The organism is Pseudomonas tehranensis, assembly GCF_014268615.1.
In the GTDB taxonomy this organism is placed as follows: Bacteria; Pseudomonadota; Gammaproteobacteria; order Pseudomonadales; family Pseudomonadaceae; genus Aquipseudomonas; species Aquipseudomonas tehranensis.
The window spans coordinates 1-5,093 of sequence record NZ_JABWQV010000309.1; the positions used below are offsets into that span (position 1 = coordinate 1).

Annotated in this window: 2 protein-coding genes; both read left to right on the forward strand. The window is 65.1% G+C overall.

Annotated elements, in window-relative coordinates; all coding sequences use genetic code 11:
* Positions 1-107 precede the first annotated feature (107 nt).
* Positions 108-3,692 carry a DUF2339 domain-containing protein gene (locus HU811_RS24665; RefSeq protein ID WP_186658594.1) on the forward strand — a complete coding sequence of 1,195 codons (3,585 nt, stop codon included), beginning with the start codon at positions 108-110 and terminating at the stop codon, positions 3,690-3,692.
* A complete protein-coding gene (locus HU811_RS24670; RefSeq protein ID WP_186658596.1) occupies positions 3,689-5,053 on the forward strand; it encodes a DUF3999 domain-containing protein in 1,365 nt (454 codons plus the stop codon). The genes HU811_RS24665 and HU811_RS24670 overlap by 4 nt, the downstream gene beginning before the upstream one ends.
* The last annotated feature ends 40 nt before the right edge of the window (positions 5,054-5,093 follow it).

Sequence of the window (5,093 nt, forward strand, 5' to 3'; positions counted from 1 at the left end):
TTCGCGAGCAAGCCCGCTCCCACAAGGTTTGTGTGGTTCCACTAGACTGAACCAGGCACCGCTTCACCCCGGTTATGCCCGCAAAGGGCCGCTTAGGGATATCGACCATGCAATGGATTTTGACGCTGTTGGGCCTGGCACTTGGCTGGGTGGTGGATGAGTCGTTCGCCGATGCGCTGATAGGCGCGTTGCTGGGCCTTGGCATCGCTCAGGGGATTGGTCTGCGCCGCCTCGGTGCCCACGCCGCCGAACAGCAGAACCAGTTGCAAACGGCCCAGCGCACCTTGAGCTCACTGGAGCAGCGGCTGATCGTGCTTGAGCACAGCACGGTCGCCGCCTCGAGCGAACCGGCGCCATCGCCCGAGATCGTCGTGGCCCAGGCGCCAGAGCCCGGCATCCAATCCGAACCGGAGCTGGTCTGGGAACTGCCGCCTGACCTTGAAGCCCTTCCGGTGATGACCGCACAAGCCAGCCAGCCGTTGCCCGACGACGTATGGAAGTCTGCGCCGGCCGCCCCCAAACCGGTTCAGCCGGAACCGGCTGCCCCACGTGGTCCGAATCTGTTCGAGCGTGCCGTCGCGGGGGCGCGTAACTGGCTGTTCGGCGGTAATACCGTATTGCGGGTCGGGGTGGTGCTGTTGTTCCTCGGCCTGGCGTTTCTGCTGCGCTATGCCACTGAAGGCATGGTCGTGCCCATCGAGTTGCGTTATGCCGGCGTCGCGGCCAGTGCGTTGAGCCTGCTGGGCCTGGGTTGGTGGCTGCGCCAGCGCAACAGCAACTACGCGTTGATGTTGCAGGGCACCGGGATCGCCGTGCTGTACCTGACCGTGTTCGCCGCCATGCGCCTGCATCCACTGCTCGACTCGACAGCGGCCCTGGGCTTGCTGGTGGCGGTCACGGTGTTCTCGGCGATTCTGGCGGTAACCCAAAATGCCCTCGGCCTTGCTGCGGCAGCGGCGTTGGGCGGGTTTGCCGCGCCGATCCTGACGTCCACCGGCAGCGGCAACCATGTCGCGCTGTTCAGCTACTTCATCCTGCTCAATGCCGGCATTCTGGCGATTGCCTGGTTCAAGGCCTGGCGTCTGCTCAACCTGATTGGTTTTGTCGGCACCTTCGGCATCGGTTTCGCCTGGGGCTTGCGCTCTTATGGGCCAGAACTGCTCTGGAGCACCGAGCCGTTCCTGATTGTTTTCTTCCTGATGTATCTGGCGATCGGCTTGTTGTTTACCCGACGCAAGCTGCTGGAAATGGGCGACGGGCCCGAGGACGAAGGCCGCGATGCGCTGTTGCGCTGGTCGGCGCGCAAGGGTGACTACGTGGACGGCACCCTGCTGTTCGGCCCGCCGCTGGTGGGGTTCGGTCTGCAGTTCGCGCTGGTGCAGCATATGGAGTTCGCCGCTGCGTTCAGCGCCTTGGCCTTGGGTATGATCTACATGGGTCTGGCGCGGGTATTGATGGGGGGGCGCGCTGTCCTGTTGGCTGAAACCTGCCTGGCCCTGGGGGTGATTTTTGCCAGCCTGGCGATTCCCCTGGGCCTCGACGCTCGGTGGACCGCGGCTGCATGGGCTGTGGAAGGCGCGGGGATCTTCTGGCTGGGCCTGCGTCAGCAGCGGCCATTGGCGCGGGCTTTTGCCTTGCTGCTGCAACTGGGCTCGGCGCTGGCTTTTATCAGCGAGTTGCGTCAGGGCGACAACAGCCTGATCGATGGCGCGCCGCTGGGGGCGTTGATGCTGGGTGGCGCCTTGCTGTTCAGTTTCTACCAGTTGCGCAAGACCGCGCCTGAGCACACCGCCAATTGGGAGCGCCAAGGCCTGCCGGTGCTAGCGGTGCTGGGCTTGAGCTTTCTCTATCTGCTGGCGCCGCTGTTCTTCTTCACTCACGGCACCGCCATCACCTGGGCCCTGGCCGGTTTGGCGACGCTGTTCGCGGGCCTGCGCCTGCAATCGCGCAGCTTCCTGTTTACCGCGTTCGCGGTGCAGCTGCTGGGCGGTGCGCTGTTCCTGTTGCGTTTGCAGGGGGCCGAAGGGGATTCGACCGCCGTGTTCAGCGCTGGGTGGAGCGGTTTGCTCAGCGCCTCCCTGATCGGCCTGGCGCTGATTGGCGGCATGCTGCTGGCGGCACGCGATGACATGGTGCGCAACGATGTCCGATTGCTGCGCGGGCTGTCGGTGGTGCTGCTGGCAGGGTTGGTGCTGATCAACCTCGCCGTACTCTTCGTCCTGCCCTGGCAAACGGCGAGCGGTGTATGGGCGGCCAGCGGCCTGCTGATCATCTGGCTGAGCCTGTACCTGAAGCAGCGCGTGAGTTTCGTTTTCGGCCTGTTGTTGCAGTTGATCGGCGGCGCGGCGTTTCTTGCCGCCGGGTCGGCGCTGCTCGGGCCGCTGAGTGCCGAGGATCTGCGGCCCGTGGCCCACAGCGGGTTCTGGACGCCGCTGGTGCTGGGGCTGGCGGCGCTGGTAGGCGCATGGCGATTGCAGCGTGGTCATCCGTCGGCGGTGTTCCAGGCCTTGAGCTTGCAGCGGTTGTCCGAGTTGTTGCTGATCTGGGGCGCCGGCTGGTGGGCGCTGGCGTGGGGCAGCGAAGTGCTGCGCTTTGCGCCGCAGAACCTACAAGGCCATTTGATGCTGATCGTCGCGGCAATCAGTGTGGCGCTGTGGGCATTGCTGGCGCTGCGTTTGAATTGGCCGGCGATGGGGCTGTTATGCACCTTGCTGATACCTGTGGCTGGCTGTGTGCTGGTCGCGACCGGGCACAGCCGTTATCACCCGGCGGCGGATTTCGGCTGGCTGGCCTGGTTGGCCGTGTTCGCCGTGCATTTGCTTTCCCTGAAACGTCTGGCGCCGCTGCTACCGGCCCGGGCGCGCAGCAGCGCCCATGTGCTCGGTTGCTGGCTGCTGATCGGTGTGCTGGCGCTGGAGGTGCGCTACGGCCTGATGCTGTTGTCCGAGCAGTACAACGCCTGGCGCTGGCTGGGTTGGGCGATTCTGCCGAGCCTGTATCTGGTGCTGATGGCCGCGCCGCGGGCCTGGCCGTGGCCGGTCTCGGCCCATTCACGCGAATATCGCGTGTACGCGGCGGCGCCCCTGGCCCTGTTGATGCTGGGCTGGTTCTGGCTGGCCAATACCTTCAGCGACGGCAGCGCCGAGCCGTTGCCCTATGTGCCGCTGCTCAACCCGTTGGAACTGGGCTTGCTGTTTGCCTTGTTTGGCGTCTACGCGTGGGCCCGCAGCGCAGTGGCGCAACTGGCAATCCGATGGGGTCATGCCGGACACGTCGCCCAGTTGATCGCCGGCGTGTCGCTGTTCGCCTTTTTCACCGCTGTGGTGATGCGCAGCGCCCATCATTGGATCGGTGTGCCGTTCGAGCTGGATGCGTTGCTCGAATCCATGTTTGTGCAGGCCGGGCTGTCCATCGTCTGGACCCTGATTGCCCTGGGCCTGATGATCGGCGGGCATCTGCGCCATCGTCGTGAGGTGTGGCTGATCGGTGCGGCGTTGATCGCCGTGGTGGTGGCCAAGCTGTTCTTTGTCGAATTGAGTAACCGTGGCGGTCTGGCGCGGATCGTGTCGTTTATCGGCGTGGGCGTATTGCTGTTGGTGGTGGGCTATTTCGCGCCGCTGCCGCCAAAACGCCCGGAAGGGGGCTCGCAGACCGAGCCGCCAATACCTGTCAGTGAGGGAGTGTCGTCTTGAGTCGCAAGTTGAGTCGCATCGGGCTGGGCGTGGTGGGGTTGTGGGTGGCCTTGTCGGTGACGGCCCAGGAGCAGCCGGCGGACTTCGCCCATCAGGTGCCATTGGCCTTGAGCGGTGAGGGGCCTTGGTATCGCCTGGCGTTGCCCCTGGAGATTCAGTTGCAAGCGCGCCAGACCGACCTGGGCGACCTGCGGGTGTTCAACGCCGCCGGGCAGGCCCAGGCCTATGCCCTGGTTCGCGAGACCGCCCAGAGCCGTGAAAACCGCACCCTCACCGACGTGAAGTGGTTCCCGTTGTACAACGCCGCCGATGACAATGAGCGCGCGCCGAGCGTGCGGGTGCAATCGAGCGCCGACGGCACGCTGGTGCAAGTGCAACCGTCCAGCCGGCTCGAGGCGGGAGAGGAGGCGTTGCGGGGCTGGCTGCTGGATGCCAGCGCGATCAAGGCGCCCTTGCAACAGTTGATCCTCGACTGGAGCAGCGAGCGCGACGGCTTCCAGCGCTTCACCATCGAAGCCAGTGACGACTTGCAACACTGGCAGGCGTGGGGTGAAGGCCAGGTGGCGCGGCTGACCTTTGCCGATGAGCGGGTCGAGCAGCATGAGGTGAACCTGCCGGGACAACCGGCGCGTTATCTGCGGTTGTTGTGGGAGTCGCCGTCATCGGCGCCGGTGCTGACCTCGGCCCAGTTGCAAAGCTCCCGCTACGAAAGCGCGCCGCTGGTCTGGTCGCAGCCTTTGGCTGGCAGCACCACGAAGGCCGGTGAGTACACCTGGCAGTTGCCCATGGGGCTGAATGTCGAGCAGGTGCAGATCGAACTGAGCCAGGCCAACAGCCTGGCACCGGTGACCCTGGCCGGGCGGCGTGAAAGCAGCCAGCCATGGCAATCGCAGGGCAGTGGCTTGCTGTATCGCTTGACCCAGAACGGCGAGGATGTGCTGCAAAACCAACTGCAATTGTCGGGGCAGACGGTGCAGCAATTGAAGCTGACGGTGGACGAGCGAGGCGGCGGCCTCGGTGCCGAAGCGCCCGCTTTGCGTTTTGCCGTGCGCCCGACCCAGGTGGTGTTCCTGGCGCGTGGTGAGGGCCCCTACAGCCTGGCGCTGGGCAATGCGACGGTGAAAGCGGCCAGCCTGCCACTGGCCACGCTGGTGCCCGATTACAAACCGTCCCGTCTGGCAACGCTGGGGATGGCGAAGGCCAATGGTGCCGCGATCGCGGCTCCGGCCGCCGCGCTGAGTCCTGCAACCATCGATACCAACTGGAAGAAAATCAGCTTGTGGGCGGTGTTGCTGATCAGCGTACTGGTCCTCGCGACGATGGCGTTCAGCTTGCTGCGCAAGCCGCCGGTCAAGTCCTGAGCTGAGCACATCCTGTAGGAGCTGGCGAAGCCTGCGATCT